Origin of the sequence: Bradyrhizobium sp. SZCCHNS1022 (assembly GCF_032484835.1) — a bacterium.
Lineage (GTDB): Bacteria > Pseudomonadota > Alphaproteobacteria > Rhizobiales > Xanthobacteraceae > Bradyrhizobium.
On record NZ_JAUETT010000001.1, the window covers coordinates 996,232 to 1,015,482 of the forward strand.

The 19,251-nt window shown below is 64.4% G+C and carries 18 protein-coding genes; 6 read left to right on the top strand and 12 right to left on the bottom strand.

Translation table 11 applies throughout. The features are described from left to right. Positions 1–9: 9 nt before the first annotated feature. The gene (locus tag QX071_RS04495) at positions 10–600 is read right to left on the bottom strand and encodes a DUF4337 domain-containing protein (RefSeq protein WP_315702075.1); all 591 of its coding nucleotides are present in this window, start codon (positions 598–600) and stop codon (positions 10–12) included. 92 nt (positions 601–692) lie between these two features. Next, positions 693–1,685: a tyrosine recombinase XerC gene (locus QX071_RS04500; RefSeq protein WP_315728053.1), complete on the bottom strand. Its 993-nt coding sequence runs from the start codon at positions 1,683–1,685 to the stop codon at positions 693–695. A 111-nt stretch (positions 1,686–1,796) separates the two neighbouring features. On the opposite strand from QX071_RS04500, the gene QX071_RS04505 reads away from it, so the two are divergent. Then, positions 1,797–4,007: a primosomal protein N' gene (locus QX071_RS04505; RefSeq protein ID WP_315728052.1), complete on the top strand. Its 2,211-nt coding sequence runs from the start codon at positions 1,797–1,799 to the stop codon at positions 4,005–4,007. A 236-nt stretch (positions 4,008–4,243) separates the two neighbouring features. On the opposite strand, the gene QX071_RS04510 is transcribed toward QX071_RS04505, so the two are convergent. Next, positions 4,244–4,780 carry a septal ring lytic transglycosylase RlpA family protein gene (locus QX071_RS04510; RefSeq protein ID WP_315702072.1) on the bottom strand — a complete coding sequence of 179 codons (537 nt, stop codon included), beginning with the start codon at positions 4,778–4,780 and terminating at the stop codon, positions 4,244–4,246. Positions 4,781–5,433: 653 nt separating this feature from the next. On the opposite strand from QX071_RS04510, the gene QX071_RS04515 reads away from it, so the two are divergent. The 5 genes from QX071_RS04515 to QX071_RS04535 all read left to right on the top strand — a co-directional run bounded on the left by QX071_RS04515 (position 5,434) and on the right by QX071_RS04535 (position 10,590). Continuing rightward, entirely contained in the window at positions 5,434–5,994 is a 561-nt protein-coding gene (locus QX071_RS04515; protein ID WP_315728050.1) for a F0F1 ATP synthase subunit delta, read from the top strand. Beyond that, the gene (gene atpA / locus QX071_RS04520; protein ID WP_315702070.1) at positions 5,994–7,523 is read left to right on the top strand and encodes a F0F1 ATP synthase subunit alpha; all 1,530 of its coding nucleotides are present in this window, start codon (positions 5,994–5,996) and stop codon (positions 7,521–7,523) included. Before QX071_RS04515 ends, atpA begins: the two co-directional genes overlap by 1 nt. A gap of 159 nt (positions 7,524–7,682) precedes the next feature. Next, positions 7,683–8,561, top strand: coding sequence for a F0F1 ATP synthase subunit gamma (locus QX071_RS04525; RefSeq protein ID WP_315702069.1), 879 nt, complete (start codon positions 7,683–7,685; stop codon positions 8,559–8,561). 96 nt (positions 8,562–8,657) lie between these two features. Further along, positions 8,658–10,088, top strand: coding sequence for a F0F1 ATP synthase subunit beta (gene atpD / locus QX071_RS04530; RefSeq protein ID WP_315702068.1), 1,431 nt, complete (start codon positions 8,658–8,660; stop codon positions 10,086–10,088). 94 nt (positions 10,089–10,182) lie between these two features. After that, positions 10,183–10,590 carry a F0F1 ATP synthase subunit epsilon gene (locus tag QX071_RS04535; RefSeq protein ID WP_315702067.1) on the top strand — a complete coding sequence of 136 codons (408 nt, stop codon included), beginning with the start codon at positions 10,183–10,185 and terminating at the stop codon, positions 10,588–10,590. Positions 10,591–10,677: 87 nt separating this feature from the next. Here QX071_RS04535 and QX071_RS04540 read toward each other — a convergent pair whose 3' ends face one another. The 9 genes from QX071_RS04540 to QX071_RS04580 all read right to left on the bottom strand — a co-directional run bounded on the left by QX071_RS04540 (position 10,678) and on the right by QX071_RS04580 (position 19,191). Continuing rightward, a complete protein-coding gene (locus QX071_RS04540) occupies positions 10,678–11,184 on the bottom strand; it encodes an RNA pyrophosphohydrolase (protein ID WP_315702066.1) in 507 nt (168 codons plus the stop codon). Between the two features lie 61 nt (positions 11,185–11,245). Continuing rightward, positions 11,246–11,752 (bottom strand): RNA pyrophosphohydrolase, encoded by a 507-nt coding sequence (locus QX071_RS04545; protein WP_315702065.1) that lies wholly within the window; start codon positions 11,750–11,752, stop codon positions 11,246–11,248. Between the two features lie 78 nt (positions 11,753–11,830). Continuing rightward, positions 11,831–13,045 carry a divergent polysaccharide deacetylase family protein gene (locus QX071_RS04550; RefSeq protein ID WP_315702064.1) on the bottom strand — a complete coding sequence of 405 codons (1,215 nt, stop codon included), beginning with the start codon at positions 13,043–13,045 and terminating at the stop codon, positions 11,831–11,833. Between the two features lie 175 nt (positions 13,046–13,220). Next, positions 13,221–14,603 (bottom strand): S41 family peptidase, encoded by a 1,383-nt coding sequence (locus tag QX071_RS04555; RefSeq protein ID WP_315702063.1) that lies wholly within the window; start codon positions 14,601–14,603, stop codon positions 13,221–13,223. Next, a complete protein-coding gene (locus tag QX071_RS04560) occupies positions 14,600–15,982 on the bottom strand; it encodes a murein hydrolase activator EnvC family protein (RefSeq protein ID WP_315702062.1) in 1,383 nt (460 codons plus the stop codon). The genes QX071_RS04555 and QX071_RS04560 overlap by 4 nt, the downstream gene beginning before the upstream one ends. 31 nt (positions 15,983–16,013) lie before the next feature. Beyond that, the gene (gene rlmH / locus QX071_RS04565; RefSeq protein WP_315702061.1) at positions 16,014–16,496 is read right to left on the bottom strand and encodes a 23S rRNA (pseudouridine(1915)-N(3))-methyltransferase RlmH; all 483 of its coding nucleotides are present in this window, start codon (positions 16,494–16,496) and stop codon (positions 16,014–16,016) included. 48 nt (positions 16,497–16,544) lie between these two features. After that, positions 16,545–16,901 carry a ribosome silencing factor gene (gene rsfS / locus QX071_RS04570; protein ID WP_315702060.1) on the bottom strand — a complete coding sequence of 119 codons (357 nt, stop codon included), beginning with the start codon at positions 16,899–16,901 and terminating at the stop codon, positions 16,545–16,547. Positions 16,902–17,201: 300 nt separating this feature from the next. Beyond that, positions 17,202–17,801 carry a nicotinate-nucleotide adenylyltransferase gene (locus QX071_RS04575; protein ID WP_315703127.1) on the bottom strand — a complete coding sequence of 200 codons (600 nt, stop codon included), beginning with the start codon at positions 17,799–17,801 and terminating at the stop codon, positions 17,202–17,204. Positions 17,802–17,901: 100 nt separating this feature from the next. Continuing rightward, a complete protein-coding gene (locus tag QX071_RS04580) occupies positions 17,902–19,191 on the bottom strand; it encodes a glutamate-5-semialdehyde dehydrogenase (RefSeq protein WP_315702059.1) in 1,290 nt (429 codons plus the stop codon). Between the last annotated feature and the right edge of the window lie 60 nt (positions 19,192–19,251).

The window sequence follows — 19,251 nt, forward strand, 5'->3', positions numbered from 1 at the left end:
CGGCGGCTTTCAATGCAAATGCAGCAGATGCGGCTCGAAGATCCCGAGCACGGTCATTCCAATCCCGACCAGCATCAGTCCGCCCGAGATCCAGGCCAGCGCCAGCATGCCGGTGATGATGGTGGCCGAGGCCAGCACGATCGCGATCTGGAAGGCGGCTGATGCCAGTTCGTAGTGATGGTATTTGTCGGTAGCGAGGTTGCGCTCCTCTTCGGCGTGCTTGGCGCGTTCGGCCAGTTGTTCGCTGCCCTCGCCGGTGTCGGGCTCGGAGCGATAGCGCGAGGCGTTCTTCTGCCAGTCGTCGATCTGCTTCTGCAGTGCCGCCTTGGTCGTCTCGTCCGGCAAAGCCGGCAGGTTGAGCTTGCCCTGTTCGGCTGCGGTCTGCACCACGGTGCGGCGGATCGTCTTGGCCTGGAAGAACGCCCAGAGGTTCGAGGCCTCGACATTCTTGCTGATCGATTCGGTCTGTGCGCCCTTACCCAGGGTCTCCGATAGTGCCAGGCACAGCGCGATGACTGAGATCAGCAGCGCGATCTTCTTGTTCTCGCTCGATGCATGCTCGGCGTGTTCGGCATGCTCCATGCTTTCATGTGCGCTCATCTGTTCCCCCTCCGGATGGTCAGAGGACGAATGCCGGAACGGCGAGGGCAGCGCAAGCGAAACGATATGACGGAAACGTGTCGGCGACGAACTCACCGCCGCGGATGCGCCGAGGCGTAGACCTCGAGCAGTCGTTCAGAGTCGATGCCGGTATAGATTTGCGTCGTCGACAGAGATGCGTGGCCGAGCAGCTCCTGGATGGCGCGCAAATCGCCGCCGCGCGAGAGCAGGTGCGTCGCGAAGGAATGGCGCAGCGCATGTGGCGTGGCGCTATCGGGCAGGCCCAGCGCGCCGCGCAGCCGCTCCATCGCCAGCTGGATGATGCGCGGGCTCAACGGGCCCCCCTTGGCGCCGACGAAGATCGGGCCCTCCGCCGGTAGCGGGTAGGGACAGAGCGAGGCATATTCATCGATCAGCTGCAGCACGTTCTGCAGCACCGGCACCATGCGGGTCTTGTTGCCCTTCCCGGTCACCACCAGCACGTCGCCTTCACCGGGACGCGGCACCTCGCGACGCTTCAGGCCGAGCGCTTCCGAGATGCGCAGCCCCGACCCATAGAGCAGCGCCATCACGGCGGCATCTCGCACCAGCACCCAGGTCTCGCGCGTCTCGCCGGCGCGTTCATCGGCATCGGTCACGCGCTTGGCCGCATCCATCGGCAGCGGCTTTGGCAGGCTCTTGGCGATCTTCGGCGCCCGGATCGCCGAGAACGCCCCGACCTTGCCCTTGCCTTCCCGCTCCAGGAAGCGGCCAAATGACCGCAGCCCCGCGAGCGCGCGCATCAGCGAGCGCCCGGCGATGTCGTTGGCGCGGCGCATCGCCATGAAGGCGCGGATATCGGTGGCTTCCAGCGCGGCGAAGCGTGCCAGCGTGACTCGCTCACCCCAGTGCTCGCACAGGAACTGTAGGCATTGCCTGAGGTCCCGCGCATAGGCCTCGACCGTCTTCGGCGACAGCCGCCGCTCGCTGCGCAGATGTGCGAGCCAATGCATCATCGCCTGCGACAGGCTGGCGTCGGCACAGACGAGCTCTGGCGGTTCGGGCGTCGTGATCGCTTTCTCTGGCTTGTTCTCTGCCTTGGCCATGGCGTTCTGGACAGCGCTGGTGATCTGACTATATCGCATTGCCTTCGTTTACCATTCGCTAACCGCTCGCGGCCGCGCTAGCCTCGATGGCCACAGGAACCGATTCCGTTCATGGACCGCGCGACGAATCCTCATCCAGGCGCTGCCGCGTCGACCCGCGTGGTCGACGTCCTGGTGCCGGTCGCGCTCGACCACACCTATTCCTATCGTGTGCCGCGCGGCCTGGAGTTGAAGCCGGGCGACGTGGTCGGCGTGCCGCTCGGGCCGCGCGAGGTGCTGGCCGTGGTCTGGGCGGACAACGCCAATCCCGATCCGCGCCTGCACAACCGCCTGAAGGATGTCTCCGAGAAGCTCGAGGTGCCCCCGCTCAAGGAGGAGCTGCGGGCACTGGTCGACTGGGTTGCGAATTACACGCTGTCGCCGCGCGGCATGGTGCTGCGGATGTCGCTGCGCATGGGCGAGCATCTGGGACCTGAACGCATCCGGCTTGGGGTGCGTCTGGTCGGCGAGGCGCCGAAGCGGCTGACGCCGGCGCGACGCCGCGTGATCGAGGCGGTGTCCGATCGCCTCCTGCACGGCAAGTCCGATCTCGCACGCGAGGCAGGCGTGTCGACCGGCGTCATCGACGGTCTCGTCGACGAAGGCACGCTCACCGTCGAAGCCATGCCGCGCGCCTTGCCACCGCCGCCGCCCGATCCTGGTTTTGCGCAACCGGAGTTCTTCCGCGAGCAGCGCGCGGCTGTCGATGCGATGCGCGCGCTCGCCGCCAACGGCACCTTCCATGTCGCGCTGCTCGACGGCGTCACCGGCTCGGGCAAAACGGAAGTGTATTTCGAAGCCGTGGCTGAGACGATCCGCCGGGGCAAGCAGTCGCTGATCCTGATGCCGGAGATCGCGTTAACCGGCCAGTTCCTCGATCGCTTCGCGCGCCGCTTCGGGGTGCGGCCGCTGGAATGGCATTCCGAGCTGACGCCGCGGACGCGCCAGCGCAATTGGGCCGCGATCGCGGCCGGCGAAGCACCGGTCGTGGTCGGCGCGCGCTCGGCGCTGTTTCTGCCCTATGCCGATCTCGGGCTCATCGTCGTCGATGAGGAGCATGACCAGGCCTACAAGCAGGACGAAGGCGCGCATTATCATGCCCGCGATATGGCCGTGGTGCGTGGGCACATCGCCAAGATTCCGGTCGTCCTGGCTTCGGCCACACCCTCAGTCGAGACCGAGGTCAATGCGCGCAAGGGACGCTATCAGCGCGTGGCGCTGCCCTCGCGTTTCGGCGGCCAGCACATGCCGCATATCGAAGCCATCGATCTGCGGCGCGAGCCGCCGCCGCGTGGCCGCTTCGTCTCGCCGCGGCTCGCCGGCGAGATCCGCAACGCGATCGAACGGCGCGAGCAGGCGCTGCTGTTTCTCAACCGCCGCGGCTATGCGCCGCTGACTTTGTGCCGCGCCTGCGGCCATCGCTTCGCCTGCACCATCTGCGACGCTTGGCTGGTCGATCACAGATTTCGTCAGCGCCTGGTCTGCCATCATTGCGGCTTCTCGATGCCGCGTCCGCCCACCTGCCCGCATTGCGCGGCGGAGCAGTCGCTGGTTGCCGTCGGTCCCGGCGTCGAGCGCCTGCAGGAGGAGGCGGCGGCGCTGTTTCCGGAGGCGCGCAGCATGGTGCTGTCGAGCGACCTCATCACCTCGATCGAGACCATGCGCGCCGAACTGACGGAGATTGCGGAGGGCCGCGTCGACATCATTATCGGCACCCAGCTCGTGGCAAAAGGCCATCATTTCCCCCGCCTCAATCTGGTTGGCGTGGTCGATGCCGATTTGGGTTTGAGCAACGGCGATCCGCGCGCGGCAGAGCGCACTTGGCAACTCCTCAACCAGGTAATCGGGCGCGCCGGCCGCGACCAAGGCCGCGGCGTCGGCTATCTGCAGACGCATCAGCCGGAGCATCCGGTGATGAAGGCGCTGGTCGCCTGCGATCGCGAGGCGTTCTATGCGAGCGAGATCGAGGCGCGTGAGCGCACCGGCTATCCGCCGTTCGGCCGGCTGGCGAGTCTGATCATTTCGGCCGGCGACCGGCCCACCGCTGAGGGCTTTGCGCGTCAGCTGGCCACGACGGCGCCGCGCGAAGAGGGGGTAACCTTATTGGGGCCGGCCGAGGCACCGCTCGCCGTCATCAAGGGCCGCTATCGTTTCCGGCTGCTGCTGAAATCGGCGCGCAATTTCGATCTATCGGATTATCTGCGCCATTGGCTGGCGCATGCGCCGAAGCCGAAAGGCAACCTGAAGCTCGAAGTGGACGTCGACCCGCAGAGCTTCTTGTAGCACGTTGCTTGTTGCGCCCCCTCCGCCGCTCATAGCCAGCGGAGCGACTTGTCCGCCGAAGCCTGAAGCAATCCAGGATGGTCCAGAGTGGAAGGCCTGGATTGCTTCGGGGCTTCGCCCCTCGCAATGACGGTGCGAACGGGCGGCGGTATCGACCTCAACCTGCAGCCTTCGACCGTCATGCACATCTGGCGCATGGAGCAGACGGCGGTGCTGAGGGAGAAGCGGCCTGCGTCTTACGAAACGACTTCGGCGGTGACGCGGCCGACGCCTGCGCGGGTCAGGCCGATGGCGCGGGCCGCGCCGGTCGAGAGGTCGAGCACCCGGCCACGGATGAACGGGCCGCGATCGTTGACGGTGACGATCACGCTCTGACCGCCATGGGTGACGCGCAGCTTGGTGCCGAACGGCAGCGAGCGATGCGCGCAGGTCATGGCATTGGAGTTCATGCGCTGGCCCGAGGCGGTGCGGCTGCCGGATTCGCTGCCGTAGTAGGAGGCCATGCCCGAGAAGGTCCGGCCGGAGCCCGAGTTCGATCCGATCGAGGCGTTGGCGTTCACCCAAGATCCATTCGACCAGCCGTTCGCGAACGACTCCGACGCCGCCTCGCCGCTGGGGCGGGCCATGTGGTGGTGATGGTGGCGATGATGGTGATGCCTGGTCCGGGCCGACGCCTCGGTGGCGGTGCCGCCGACGATCAGGGTGACGGCGACGGCGAGCGCAGTTCGCGAGCCGGCAATCTTGGCGACCGGCAGCTTCTTCAGTTTCAGCATCTACAACGGTTCCTTTAGGGTAGTATTGCCACGTTCTGTGGTCAGTTGACCCCCGTCAGTTTTGAGCGATCGCCGTTTGGTGGCGCAATGCGGCACGAATGGGGCAGTAGATTTCGTTCCCACGCCGCGGAAATATTCTGTGGCGGCGTACATTGATCCAGGAAAATTCCGTAATCTTGTACGTTAACTGGAAATTAACGGCTAAAATACTTTATAATACTGTCAAAGAAAGTCTTTATCGTTTCGGGTAAGTTTTCGCCAAATATTGCGCCTGTAACGCGCGCAGGGCGCCCACGGGTCGAAAATGGCCGGTCAAGGGACTTTGGTCATAACCCCTATGCGCCCAGCGCGTGGAACATCGCGGCGGCGAGTTGGGAAGTTACGGTAACATGGTCTGACGGGCGGCCGGCGCCCGGTGCTGTCCGCTGATGCAGGCTGGCCGCGCTGCGGCGATAAGGCGCCGATTGGGGGGCTGGTCTTGTTGCGGCTGCGCTTACGCTATGTTAGCAAAGCGCCGCTTTTCGTGATCAAGCTGCTTTTGCGGCGATCGAAAATCAAAGTCCGGCTTGAATTCCAAGGGCTTGATCGGTTTGCGCCGCGGCGCGGCGCCGGTTTCCTCCTTGCGGATTTGACATAATAAAAAGAGCACGTCTGTGGCTGCTGAAGATCCGTCCGTATCAGGTGTGTCCGGTCGTTATGCGACCGCCCTGTTTGAGTTGGCCCGCGATAAGAAGTCGATCGATGCGGTCAAGGCCGATCTCGACAAATTCGACGCGCTGGTGACCGAGAGCGCCGATCTCAAGCGGCTCGTCCGCAGCCCGGTCTTCGCCGCGGACGTGCAGCTCAAGGCGCTGACGGCCGTTCTCGACAAGGCCGGCATCTCCGGCATCGCCGCCAACTTCCTGAAAGTGCTGACCGCCAATCGCCGCCTGTTTGCGGTGGCTGACGTGATCCGCGCCTTCAGCGCGCTGGTGGCCAAGTTCAAGGGCGAGGCCAGTGCCGATGTCACGGTGGCCGAGCCTCTGTCCGACAAGAATCTCGACGCTCTGAAGGCCGCCCTGAAGACGGTGACCGGCAAGGACGTCGCTCTCAATGTGAAGGTCGATCCTGCGATCATCGGCGGTCTCGTCGTCAAGCTCGGCAGCCGCATGATCGACAGCTCGCTCCGCACCAAACTCAATTCGATTAAGCACGCGATGAAAGAGGCAGGCTGATGGACATCCGCGCCGCGGAAATTTCCGCGATCCTGAAGGACCAGATCAAGAATTTCGGACAGGAAGCCGAGGTCTCCGAAGTCGGCCAGGTGCTCTCCGTCGGTGACGGTATCGCCCGCGTCTACGGCCTCGACAACGTCCAGGCCGGCGAGATGGTCGAGTTCGAGAACGGCACCCGCGGCATGGCGCTGAACCTCGAAACCGACAATGTCGGCGTCGTCATCTTCGGTGCCGACCGCGAGATCAAGGAAGGCCAGACGGTCAAGCGCACCCGCGCCATCGTCGACACGCCGGTCGGCAAGGGCCTGCTCGGCCGCGTCGTCGACGCGCTCGGCAATCCGATCGACGGCAAGGGGCCGATCCAGGCGACCGAACGCAAGCGCGTCGACGTCAAGGCGCCCGGCATCATTCCGCGCAAGTCGGTGCACGAGCCGATGGCCACCGGTCTCAAGGCGATCGACGCGCTGATCCCGATCGGCCGCGGCCAGCGCGAGCTGATCATCGGCGACCGCCAGACCGGCAAGACCGCGATCGCGCTCGACACCATCCTGAACCAGAAGCCCCTGAACGCGCAGAACGACGAGAAGATCAAGCTGTACTGCGTCTACGTGGCGGTCGGTCAGAAGCGTTCGACGGTTGCTCAGTTCGTGAAGGTGCTGGAGGAGCAGGGCGCTCTGGAATATTCGATCGTGGTCGCCGCGACCGCATCCGACCCGGCGCCGATGCAGTATCTCGCGCCGTTCACCGGCTGCACCATGGGCGAGTACTTCCGCGACAACGGCATGCACGCGGTCATCATCTATGACGATCTTTCCAAGCAGGCCGTCGCCTATCGCCAGATGTCGCTCTTGCTGCGCCGTCCGCCGGGCCGCGAAGCCTATCCGGGCGACGTGTTCTATCTGCATTCGCGCCTGCTCGAGCGGGCCGCCAAGCTGAACGACGCGCAGGGGGCGGGATCGCTGACCGCGCTGCCGGTGATCGAAACCCAGGCCAACGACGTGTCGGCCTACATCCCGACCAACGTGATCTCGATCACCGACGGCCAGATCTTCCTGGAGACCGACCTGTTCTTCCAGGGCATCCGTCCCGCGGTGAACGTCGGTCTGTCGGTGTCGCGCGTCGGTTCGTCGGCGCAGACCAAGGCGATGAAGAAGGTCGCCGGCAAGATCAAGGGTGAGCTGGCGCAGTACCGAGAAATGGCGGCGTTCGCGCAGTTTGGCTCCGATCTCGACGCCGCCACTCAGCGCCTGCTCAACCGCGGTTCGCGCCTGACCGAACTCTTGAAGCAGCCGCAGTTCTCGCCGCTGAAGATGGAAGAGCAGGTCTGCGTGATCTGGGCCGGCACCAACGGCTATCTCGACGGTCTGCCGCTCAACAAGGTCGGTGCCTTCGAGGAGGGGCTGCTGTCGACGCTGCGCGGCAAGCATGCCGACCTGCTCAACGCCATCCGCGACAGCCGCGACCTGTCGGACGACAGCGCCTCCAAGTTGAAGGCCGTGGTCGAGGCTTACGCCAAGTCCTTCGCCTGATTGAGCAGGCTATGGCTGGCTGGGTTCGCCCAGCCATCCACGTCGTCGATGTGGGACAACGGGACATGTCATGCCCGGCACGAGGCCGGGCGTGAATCATCTTAAGGGTTGAGCGGTCAAGTCCCAGGGGACCGGCCGCCGGGGTGAGCTAGACGAGCAATGGCGTCACTGAAAGATATGCGGGTCCGCATCGCCTCGACCAAGGCGACGCAGAAGATCACCAAGGCAATGCAGATGGTCGCAGCCTCCAAGCTGCGCCGCGCGCAGACGGCGGCCGAAGCGGCACGTCCCTATGCCGAGAAGATGGACGCGGTGATCTCGAACATTGCGAGTGCCGCGGCAGGTTCGGCCACTGCGCCGAAACTGCTTTCAGGCACCGGCCGCGACCATGTCCATCTGCTCCTGGTCTGTACCGGTGAGCGCGGCCTGTCCGGCGCCTTCAACTCCTCGATCGTGCGTCTGGCGCGCGATCGGGCCCTCGCCTTGATGAACCAGGGCAAGGAGGTCAAGTTCTTCTGCGTCGGCCGCAAGGGTTATGAGCAGCTCCGCCGCCTGTTCGAGAAGCAGATCGTCGAGCATGTCGACCTACGCGCCGTGCGCCAGCTTGGCTTCGTCCACGCCGAGGACATCGCCAAGAAGGTGATTGCACGTTTCGAGGCCGGCGAGTTCGATGTTTGCACGCTGTTCTATTCGCGCTTCAAATCGGTGATCGCGCAGCTCCCGACCGCCCAGCAGATCATCCCGCTGGTCGTCGAAGAGCGGCCGGCCAATGCCGCGCCGGTCGCGCTCTACGAATACGAGCCGGAGGAGGATGAGATCCTCGCAGGTCTCCTGCCGCGCAATGTCGGCGTCCAGATCTTCCGCGCGCTGCTCGAGAACAACGCCTCGTTCTACGGTGCGCAGATGACCGCGATGGACAATGCCACGCGCAATGCCGGCGACATGATCCGCAAGCAGACCCTGGTTTACAACCGGACCCGCCAGGCGATGATCACCAAGGAACTGATTGAAATTATTTCGGGTGCCGAGGCCGTGTAACAGCGGTCACGCAGCACTCATTCGAGGCAATCAAGGTCAATATCCCCGGTCGAGCCGGCCGAGGTCGAGAATTCGGATCGTAAGGAGAGAGATGAGATGGCTACCGCAGCCAACCAGATCGGTCGCATTACCCAGGTCATCGGCGCCGTCGTCGACGTTCAGTTCGAAGGTGAACTTCCGGCGATCCTGAATTCGCTCGAAACCAAGAACGGCGGCAACCGCCTCGTGCTCGAGGTCGCGCAGCATCTCGGTGAGAACACCGTGCGCACCATCGCGATGGATACCACCGAAGGTCTGGTGCGGGGCCAGGAAGTCACCGATACCGGTGAGCCGATCTCGGTACCGGTCGGCGAGGGCACGCTCGGTCGCATCATGAACGTGGTGGGTGATCCCGTCGACGAAGCCGGTCCGGTCAAGGCGGTCGGCAAGCGCGCCATCCATCAGCCGGCTCCTGCCTATACCGAGCAGTCGACCGAAGCCGAGATTCTCGTCACCGGCATCAAGGTCGTCGATCTGCTCGCGCCTTATGCCAAGGGCGGCAAGATCGGCCTGTTCGGTGGCGCCGGCGTCGGCAAGACGGTGCTGATTCAAGAGCTGATCAACAACGTCGCCAAGGCCCATGGCGGCTACTCGGTGTTCGCCGGCGTCGGCGAGCGTACCCGTGAGGGCAACGATCTCTATCACGAGTTCATCGAATCCGGCGTCAACAAGCAGGGCGGCGGCGAGGGATCGAAGTGCGCGCTGGTGTACGGCCAGATGAACGAGCCGCCAGGCGCGCGCGCCCGCGTCGGCCTCACCGGCCTGACCGTCGCCGAATATTTCCGCGATCAGGGTCAGGACGTGCTTTTCTTCGTGGACAACATCTTCCGCTTCACCCAGGCGGGCTCGGAAGTGTCGGCGCTGCTCGGCCGCATTCCGTCGGCGGTGGGCTATCAGCCGACGCTGGCCACCGACATGGGCGCGCTGCAGGAGCGCATCACCACCACCACCAAGGGCTCGATCACCTCGGTGCAGGCGATCTACGTGCCGGCCGACGACTTGACCGACCCGGCGCCGGCGACCTCGTTCGCTCACTTGGACGCTACCACCGTGCTGAACCGTGCAATCTCGGAAAAGGGCATCTACCCGGCGGTGGACCCGCTCGACTCGACCTCGCGCATGCTGTCGCCGCTGGTCGTCGGTGAGGAGCACTACACCACTGCGCGCATGGTCCAGCAGATCCTGCAGCGCTACAAGTCGCTGCAGGACATCATCGCCATTCTCGGCATGGACGAGTTGTCGGAAGAGGACAAGCTCACGGTGGCGCGCGCCCGCAAGATCGAGCGCTTCCTTTCGCAGCCGTTCCACGTCGCCGAGATCTTCACCGGCTCGCCCGGCAAGTTCGTCGAGCTCGCGGACACCATCAAGGGCTTCCGCGGCTTGTGCGAAGGCAAGTATGACCACCTGCCGGAGGCTGCCTTCTACATGGTCGGCACCATTGAAGAGGCTGTCGAGAAGGGCAAGAAGCTGGCGGCGGAAGCCGCCTAAGCGAATAGCGAATAGGGAGTAGCGAATAGAACAGACTATTCGCTGCATCCTCTTCACTACTCGCCATTCGCTATTCGCTATTCGCAGGTGTCAAATGGCAACCTTTCATTTCGATCTCGTCTCGCCGGAAAAGATCGCCTTCGCTGGCGAAGTCGATCAGGTCGATATCCCCGGGCTGGAAGGTGACTTCGGCGTCCTGGCCGGACATGCGCCGTTCGTCGCGGCGTTGCGGCCCGGCATCTTGACGGTGACGACCGGCAGCACGCATCAGAAGATCATCGTGCTGGGCGGACTTGCTGAGGTTTCCGACAAGGGGCTGACGGTGCTTGCCGATGTGGCCACCTCGCTGGCCGAGCTCGACCGTGCCGCATTCGCCGGCCAGATCTCCGACATGGAGGCCAAGCTCGCCGAGAAGGAAGGCAACGAGCTCGACCGCGCCATTGAGCGGCTGGATCACTTCAAGACCATCCAGTACCAGCTCAATACCACCGCCCTTCATTAAGTCGGCGGCGCGCCCGAGAACTCGCAAACCAGCATCGAACGACAAAAAGGCCGGGCTTCGTCCCGGCCATTTTGTTGAGGTGTCCGATCAGATCACCTGTTCGGCAAAGCGCGCGAACTGCCAGGCCACTTGGCGATAGACTTCGCGGCGGAACGGTATGACGAGGTCCGGCACAAGGGCCAAACGTTCCCAGCGCCAAGCGTCGAACTCGGCCGCCTGCCCATTGCGCAGCGTCAGCGGATCGATGTCCGCCTCGTCGCCGGTGAAGCGCATGGCGAACCATTTCTGGCGCTGGCCGCGGAATCTGGCGAGCCGGTGCGAGGGGTCCTCGAAGGGCGGAAATTCATATGTCAGCCAGTCGCTCTCGCCGAGGAAATCGGCGTCGCGGATGCCTGTCTCTTCCCAGAGTTCCCGGCGTGCGGCGTCCCGCAGATCCTCGCCTGCGTCGACGCCTCCCTGCGGCATCTGCCATTCCAGCCCCGGCAGAATGATCTCCGGTCCGTCGTCGCGGAAGCGACGGCCGAGGAAGACCTGGCCTTCGGTATTGAACAAAGCGATCCCGACATTCGGACGATAGGGCTTTGTCTCGCTCATGAGATTGCTGACCTGATCCGTCGAGATGCGATGTCGCAAATGCGCGGCGCGTGGCGAGCCATCATCGCTTCACGAGCTTGGTGAATTCCTGCACCACCCGTTCGTAGACCGGGCGCTTGAATGGGACGATCAGCTCGGGCAGATTCTGCATCGGCTCCCACCGCCAGCCGACGAATTCAGCCTTGTGGTGACCGCCGCCGGGATGGGTGACTTCGATCTCGCTGTCCTGGCCGGTGAAGCGCATGGCGAACCATTTCTGGCGCTGTCCGCGATACCGTCCTTTCCAGGCGCGTCCGGCCACCGTCCGCGGGATGTCGTAGGTCAGCCAGTCGCCGACCTCGGCGAGCTTCTCGACCGAGCGCACGCTGGTCTCCTCATAGAGTTCGCGCTTGGCCGCATCCCACGCGTCCTCGCCGGGATCGACGCCGCCCTGCGGCATCTGCCACACGTGGGATTCATCGACATGCTCAATGCCGCCGGCACGACGACCGATGAAGACCAGCCCCTCTTGGTTGATAAGCATGACGCCGACACAGTCTCGGTAGGGCAGGTCTTCGTAACGTGTCATTCCGTCAAAGCCTTCCTGCGGTCGACCTCTATTCACGGGTCGCTCGCCTTACCTGCGCCGGGCTAGGACCGGACGCCGTCAATTGGATTTTGATTTCAGCATCGCGCTTGTCAATGGCACAAGCAAAATGCCTTTGCGCTCCAGCCCTTTGATCCAGGTTCCGATGCGCTCGATCGAGACCGGCAGGGCCGATGCCGTGCCGACTGCGACGCCGCGCTCTTTCGCAAGGCTCTCGAGCTTCGTCAGCGCGTTGTCGATCTCAACGGCGGTCGGCACCGCGTCGATCGCGACGTCGCCCTTGGCGAAGGGCATGGCTTGGCCGGTTGCCAGCGCGCCTGCGACGCTGCGGGGCGCTGCGCCGTCATCGAAGAAGGCGAGCCCCCGCTTGGCGGCCTCCGCGACGATGGGCTGCATCGCGCTCTCGGTCGCGACGAAGCGTGCACCCATGAAATTTGCGACCCCGACATAGCCCTGCAGCCGGCTCAAATGCCAATACAGCCGATCAATATTCTGGTCCGGTCCCAAGGTGGCCAGCAAGGTCTGCGGTCCCGGATCGTTGTCCGGATAGTCATAGGGCTCCATCGGAATCTGCAGCAGGATCTCGTGGCGCTGGGCCCGCGCGCGCTCGGCGAGCTTGCCGGGATCGGAGCCGTAGGGTGTGAAGGCCAAGGTCACCGCTGCAGGCAGCTTCATGATGGCGTCGGTGGTCTTGGCGGCCCCGACGCCAAGCCCGCCGATCACGATCGCCACGACCGGCATTTTCGCGGCCTTGGCGCGGTCGGCGTCTGCCGCATAGGCCGTGAACGGCTTCAGCCCATCGGCGGATACCGGGATCATGCCGTAGCGCGATTTTTCAAGCAGCCGCGGGTCCACACCGATCATGGCCGTTGCCGGCGGGGCCTTGCCTGAATCGCCGCCATCGGCCGTGTCGGCGCCGATCGCCACCTCCTGCCGGGTGCCGCTGGAGCCATCGATGATGGTCACCGTCTTCTGGCTGCCGCTCGGCTGCTGCTTCGTCTCCGTAGCACTGCCGTGCTCGGATTTGGCGGCGGGTTTCGCTGTAGCGGCCGCGTCATCGCTCGGCTTGATGCCGCTGCTGATCGCAATCCGCACCACGGGCTCGCCGCCGAGCGGATCGTCATGGAATAGCGCAAAGCCGGCGAACACGACCAAGGTCAGCCCAAGCAGCACGGCCAGCGCTTGCCATCCGGTGAACGGAAGCCGGAGCCAGCGCCTGCGACGTGTCTCCGTCTGTCCCAGCGGGGCGCTCAGCTCGTCGGCCGTTTCTGTCATCGAAATTCCCGAATCAGTCGGGCCGACGATACCACGGCCGAGTGTACCCGCGCAGGGCTCGGGCTTTGGTGACGGTCAAGGAAGAGAGCGGCCCACCTGTCGGCGGTCAGCGCTTGGACGCAAAAGGGCGGCCCGAAGGCCGCCCTTGCGAAACTTGAATTTCCGAAACTTTGCGTCAGTTCGGCTTCGGCGTCTGCCGCTCGCTGACGGCCGGCTTGTCGGCCGCCGCCTTGTCGGTCGTTGCTGCCGGTGCTGGATTCGCCGAGGAGCTGCTCTTGATGCCGTGCAGCAGGTCATCGGCCATCTTCAGTGCCTTGTCGTCCTTGGCGTCCGGCGGCACGTAGGACTGCGAGCCGGTCTTCTCGTCGCCATCGTTCTTCAGGTGGCCGCGCAACGAAGCCTCGCCCTTGGTGTCCATGCGCGATTTCAGCTCGTCCGGCACGTCCTGCAGCACTTCGATGTCGGGCACGATGCCCTTGGCTTGGATCGACTTGCCCGATGGCGTGTAGTAGCGCGCCGTCGTCAGGCGCAGCGCGCCATTGCCCGCGCCGAGCGGGATGATGGTCTGCACAGATCCCTTGCCGAACGAGCGGGTGCCCACCAGCGTCGCGCGCTTGTGATCCTGCAGAGCACCAGCGACGATTTCGGAGGCCGAGGCCGAGCCGCCATTGATCAGCACGATCACCGGCTTACCCTTGGTCAGATCGCCCGGATGCGCGGTGCGGCGCTGGGTTTCCTCGGCATTGCGGCCGCGGGTCGAAACGATCTCGCCCCGCTCCAGGAAGGTGTCGGAGACGGTGACGGCCTCTTCGAGCAGGCCGCCCGGATTGTTGCGGAGATCGATGACGTAACCCTTCAGCTTGTCGCCGATCTGGTTCTGCAGATCCGCGATGCTCTTCTTCAGGCCTTCGGTGGTCTGCTCGTTGAAGGTCGTGATGCGGATATAGGCGATGTCGTCGGCCTCGACGCGCGAACGCACCGAGCGAACGCGGATGTTGTCGCGGGTCAGCGTGACGTCGAGCGGATTGTCGGCGCCCTTGCGGACGATCTTGAGCTTGATCTTGGTGCCGACGGGGCCGCGCATCTTCTCGACCGCCTGGTTCAGCGTCAGGCCCTGCACGGCCTCGTCGTCGAGATTGGTGATGATGTCGTTGGCCTGGATTCCGGCCTTCGAGGCCGGCGTGTCGTCGATCGGCGAGACCACCTTGATCAGGCCGTCTTCCATGGTGACCTCGATGCCGAGGCCACCGAACTCGCCGCGGGTCTGCACCTGCATGTCGCGGAAGCTCTTGGCATCCATGTAGCTCGAATGCGGATCGAGGCCCGAGAGCATGCCGCTGATCGCGGATTCCACGAGCTTCGAATCGTCGGGCTTTTCGACATAGTCACTGCGCACGCGCTCGAACACGTCGCCGAACAGGTTGAGCTGGCGATAGGTATCAGCGGTCGCGGCGCGCGCGGTCGATCCCATCAGCACTGCGCGTGGCTGCGTTACCAGCAGGGTCAATGCCGCACCGGTGGCCGCGCTCAGGAGAATTACCGAAGTCTTACGCATCATCCGCGTACCTTTTCGCCTTCATTTATGGCCCACCATGGGCCTGGATCGATTGGAGTGCCGTCCTTACGAAACTCGATATAGAGCACAGGTTGGCTCGCATTGGTGGCGAGAATGGAGGCGACCTGCGAGGTGTTTCCCATGGTCGCGACCGGCTCTCCCGCCTGAACAAACTGCCCGATAGTGACGGAAATGCGCTCCATCCCGGCGATCAGGACATGATACCCGCCCCCGGCGTTGAGGATCAAGAGTTGTCCGTAGCTGCGGAAGGGCCCGGCATAGACGACCCAGCCATCACACGGCGTTGTGACTTGGGCTCCGGGCCGGGTCGCCAAAGAAATGCCTTTATCGACACTACTGGCACCGTCGGAACCGCCAAAACCGCGAATCTTGGTGCCGTTCACGGGAAGGGCGAGCATTCCTTTGGTCGAGGCAAAGGCGATCGCCGGGCTCTTGCGATTTGAGTTTCGCAGTGCGTTGACGTCAGGTTTGTTGTTGACCGGAACGCCCTGCAGGCTCGCCGTCACCGCGGCCTTGGCTGCGCTCTTGACGTCCTGCTCCATGGTCGCGATCAGGCCTTGCAGATTGTCGATCTGCTGGGCGATCGCGACCGCGCGGGCGCCTTCAGCCTGCATGTCCTTCTCGGCGGCAGCCTGCTGACGCTGGCGTTCCTCGATCAGAGCGGATAGCCGCGTTTGATCGGTTCTGAGCTTATCGCGGTCGAGTGCGAGCTTGTCGCGCTCGGTCGCGATGGTCTTGCGGACGTTGAGCAATTCGCCGAGGTCGCCCGATAGCTTTTCGGCGCGGCTGCGCATCTCCGGCACGACCGAGCCGAGCAGCATCGCGGTCCGCAGCGATTGCAGCGCATCTTCGGGCCGCACCAACAGCGCCGGCGGTGTCCGGCGGCCGGCGCGCTGCAGCGCGGCCAGCACCTCGATGATCTCGGAGCGCCGCGACTCCAGGGAGTCGCGCAGTTCCTGCTCGCGACTGTCCAAACCGCGCAGCCGCGTCTCCGCCTCGCCGATGCGGCCTTCGATACCGCGCACCTGCGCGGCGACATCGATCAATTGCTGATTGAGCTTGCTGCGATCCTGACCGATCGCGGCGATATCCGCCTTCAGTCGCTCCTGGGCGTCTGCCGCGCTCTTTTGCGCCGCGCGGGCGGCCTCGAGCTCCTGTTCGCGCTGCTTCAAGGCGTCGGCGGACGGCGGCGTCCCGGCCGTGGGTGTCCCGACCGACGGTCGCAGCGGGGTCTGGCTGAACACCGGTCCAGCGGGCGCCACAAGGATTGCGGATAGGAGCAGGGCTGAGAGCGAGGGGGTGGGAGGCCGGCCGGGGCGGCTGGTGAATGAAGGGAAGCGAGGGGGCCGCGCAGCGGACATCGGACCTTAATGTGCTCGTCTCGGCGCCAATTCAAGCGCGGTGATAGGGATGGCCTGCCAGGATCGTCGCGGCCCGGTAAAGCTGCTCCAGAAGCAGAACGCGGACAATCTGATGCGGCCAGGTCGCGGTCCCGAACGCGATCCTCAGCTTCGCTCTGCGCTGCAATTCGGGCGAAAGTCCGTCAGCCCCGCCGATCACGAAAGCCGTGCTGGGCGCGGCCTCGTCACGCCAGCGGCCGAGCTGACCGGCAAAGCCGGCGCTGTCGATGTTTTGGCCGTGTTCGTCGAGCGTCACCAGCAGGGATTTTTCCGGGATGTGAGTCGCGATCGCCGCCGCTTCCTCGGCGATCCGCGCCGCCGCATCGCGGGCGCGGCTTTCGCTGATCTCATGGATGTCGATGCCGCGGAAGCCGAGCTTGCGGCTGAGATCCTCGAAGCGCTCGCGATAGCGATCTGCGAGTTCGCGCTCAGGACCCTGCTTCAGGCGGCCGACGGCAATGACAACAATGCGCATGCGATATCGTTAGCATGCGCACGCATGGCATGACACCGCGCCGTCGCGTCAGAGCGTCTTCGCCGGCTTCGGCCCCTGCGTCCACAACCGCTCGAGATTGTAGAACTCGCGGACCTCGGGCCTGAACACGTGCACGATCACGTCGCCGGAATCGATCAGGACCCAATCGCAGTTGGGCAGGCCTTCGATATGCGGCGGTTTGACACCGGATTCCTTCAGGGCTTTAGCGACGTTTTCCGCGATCGAGCCGACGTGCCGGTTGGACCGGCCCGAGGTGACGACCATGTAGTCGGAATATGCCGATTTACCACGAAGATCGATGGTGACCGTCTCTTCCGCCTTCATGTCGTCGAGGCGGGAAAGGATCATGCTCAGGGTCTTGTCGGCGTCGGGTTGCGCCTGCAAGGCCGCTTTCGGGGTCGATGTTTTACGCGTCGACTTGACGGTCTTCGGTAAAACCGACTGGGACAATACAGATGTGGTCAGGGACCATTCCTTTCACTGTATCGCAGGCCGAATCTCTTCGCCTGCTGACCATACTACGCATGTGGGGTTAACGAGTTCAATATTCCAGTACCCCACTTTCCCGGCACTTTTCCGAGGCTCGATAACCAGATTCGGTCTCCGGAACCTCGACGTAGCAGGGACCGACAAGCGCTCGCGCGTCTCGATGTCGCACCCGCTCTTCGGGTGCGGTCTTGCATTTCATTCCGACTTCCAGCTGCCGTCCGGGTTCCTAAGGCCGGTCGACGACAGGTTCAATTTGAGGCCGGTGAGGAACACCCAGGCGGGGGCGTGGCGATCGGCGAGCCGGCCGGCCTCGTTCTCCGGGATTCGGTAACGCGCCAGCGCGCGGGCTGCGGGCGCGGTCAGGGCGCGAAAGCTCTGAGGCGGCCGATCGATGATGGCCATCGGCACTTGGGCAGCGATGCGCTGCCAGTTCTGCCAACGATGGAACTGCGCGAGATTGTCGGCGCCCATGATCCAGACAAAGCGCAGGCGCGAAGCACGCCTACGCAAGTAGTTGATCGTATCAGCAGTGTAGCGGGTCCCGATGACGGCTTCGAGACAGCTGATCTCGATCCTGGGGTCGGCAGCCATTTTCTGCGCCGCGGCCGCACGCTCGGCGAGCGCGTGCAGGCCGTCATTGTCTTTCAGCGGATTGCCCGGCGTGACCAGCCACCAGACGCGATCGAGTTGCAGTCGCTTCAGCGCGAACAGGCTGATAGCGCGATGCGCCTGATGCGGCGGGTTGAAGGAGCCGCCGAGCAGGCCGATGCGCATGCCATCGCTATGAGGCGGCAGCCCTTGGAGGAACGCGGGCGCGGTGGCGGAGATATCGTTCAAGGACGTCTCCGCTGCAGGCCCTGGCAGCTCTGCCGATGCTTCACGCCAACGCTCGCTGTTACGGACGGGTCTGCCCGGTACCGTGGATGCGGTACTTGAAGCTGGTCAACTGCTCCACGCCAACGGGTCCGCGTGCGTGGAACTTGCCGGTGGCGATGCCGATCTCCGCGCCGAAGCCGAACTCGCCACCGTCGGCGAATTGCGTCGAAGCGTTGTGCAGCACGATCGCCGAATCCACCTCGTTGAGGAACTTGTCGGCCGCTTTGGTATCCTCGGTCACGATCGCATCGGTGTGATGCGAACCGTGCTCGTGGATATGAGCGATGGCGCCCTGCACGCCATCCACCACCTTGGCGGTGATGATCGCGTCGAGATATTCGGTGTCCCAGTCCTCCTCGCTCGCCGGCTTCACGCGCGAGTCGGCACGCTGGACTGTTTCATCGCCCCGCACTTCGCAGCCGGCGTCGATCAACATATCGAGCAGCGGCTTGAGCATGGTGCCGGCCGTCCGATCCACCAGCAGGGTTTCGGCGGCGCCGCAGACGCCGGTGCGACGCATCTTCGCGTTCAGCACGATCGATTTCGCCATCTCCAAGTCGGCAGCGCCATCGACATACACGTGGTTGACGCCTTCGAGATGGGCGAACACCGGCACGCGCGCTTCAGCCTCGACCCGCGCCACCAGGCTCTTGCCGCCGCGCGGCACGATCACATCGACGCCGCCGTTCAAGCCGCTCAGCAGCAGCCCCACCGCGGCCCGGTCGCGGGTCGGCACCAATGTGATCGATGCTTCAGGCAGGCCCGCTTCGCGCAAGCCCTGCACCAGGCAATCGTGGATCGCGCGGCAGGACCGGAAGCTGTCGGAGCCGCCGCGCAGGATCACCGCGTTGCCGGATTTCAGGCAGAGTGCGCCAGCGTCGGCAGCGACGTTCGGCCGGCTCTCGAAGATCACAGCGATGACGCCGAGCGGCACGCGCACGCGCTCGATGGTCATGCCGTTCGGGCGTTGCCAGCTTTCGGTGACGACGCCGACCGGATCGGAAATCGCGCGCACGGCGGCGATCCCGTCCGCCATGGCGGCGATGCGCGCCGGCGTCAGCGTCAGGCGGTCGATGAAGGCGCTGGTGATCCCGGCAGCCTTGGCCTCGGCGACGTCCTCAGCATTGGTAGCGAGGATGGCATCGGCGCGCGCACGGATCAGACGCTCCATCGCTTCCAGCGCGCGGTTCTTTTGCTCAGCCGGCGCCAGCGACAGTACCCGCGCGGCCGCGCGGGCCTGTGCGGCAAGCTCGTTCATCAGCGCGGGCAGATCGGCGCTGCCGTCGATGGCTTTGAGGGAAGCTGTCATGACGTTCCAACCTTGAATTTCGATCAATTCCTAGCATGAAAGCGACGTCGGAGCGAATTC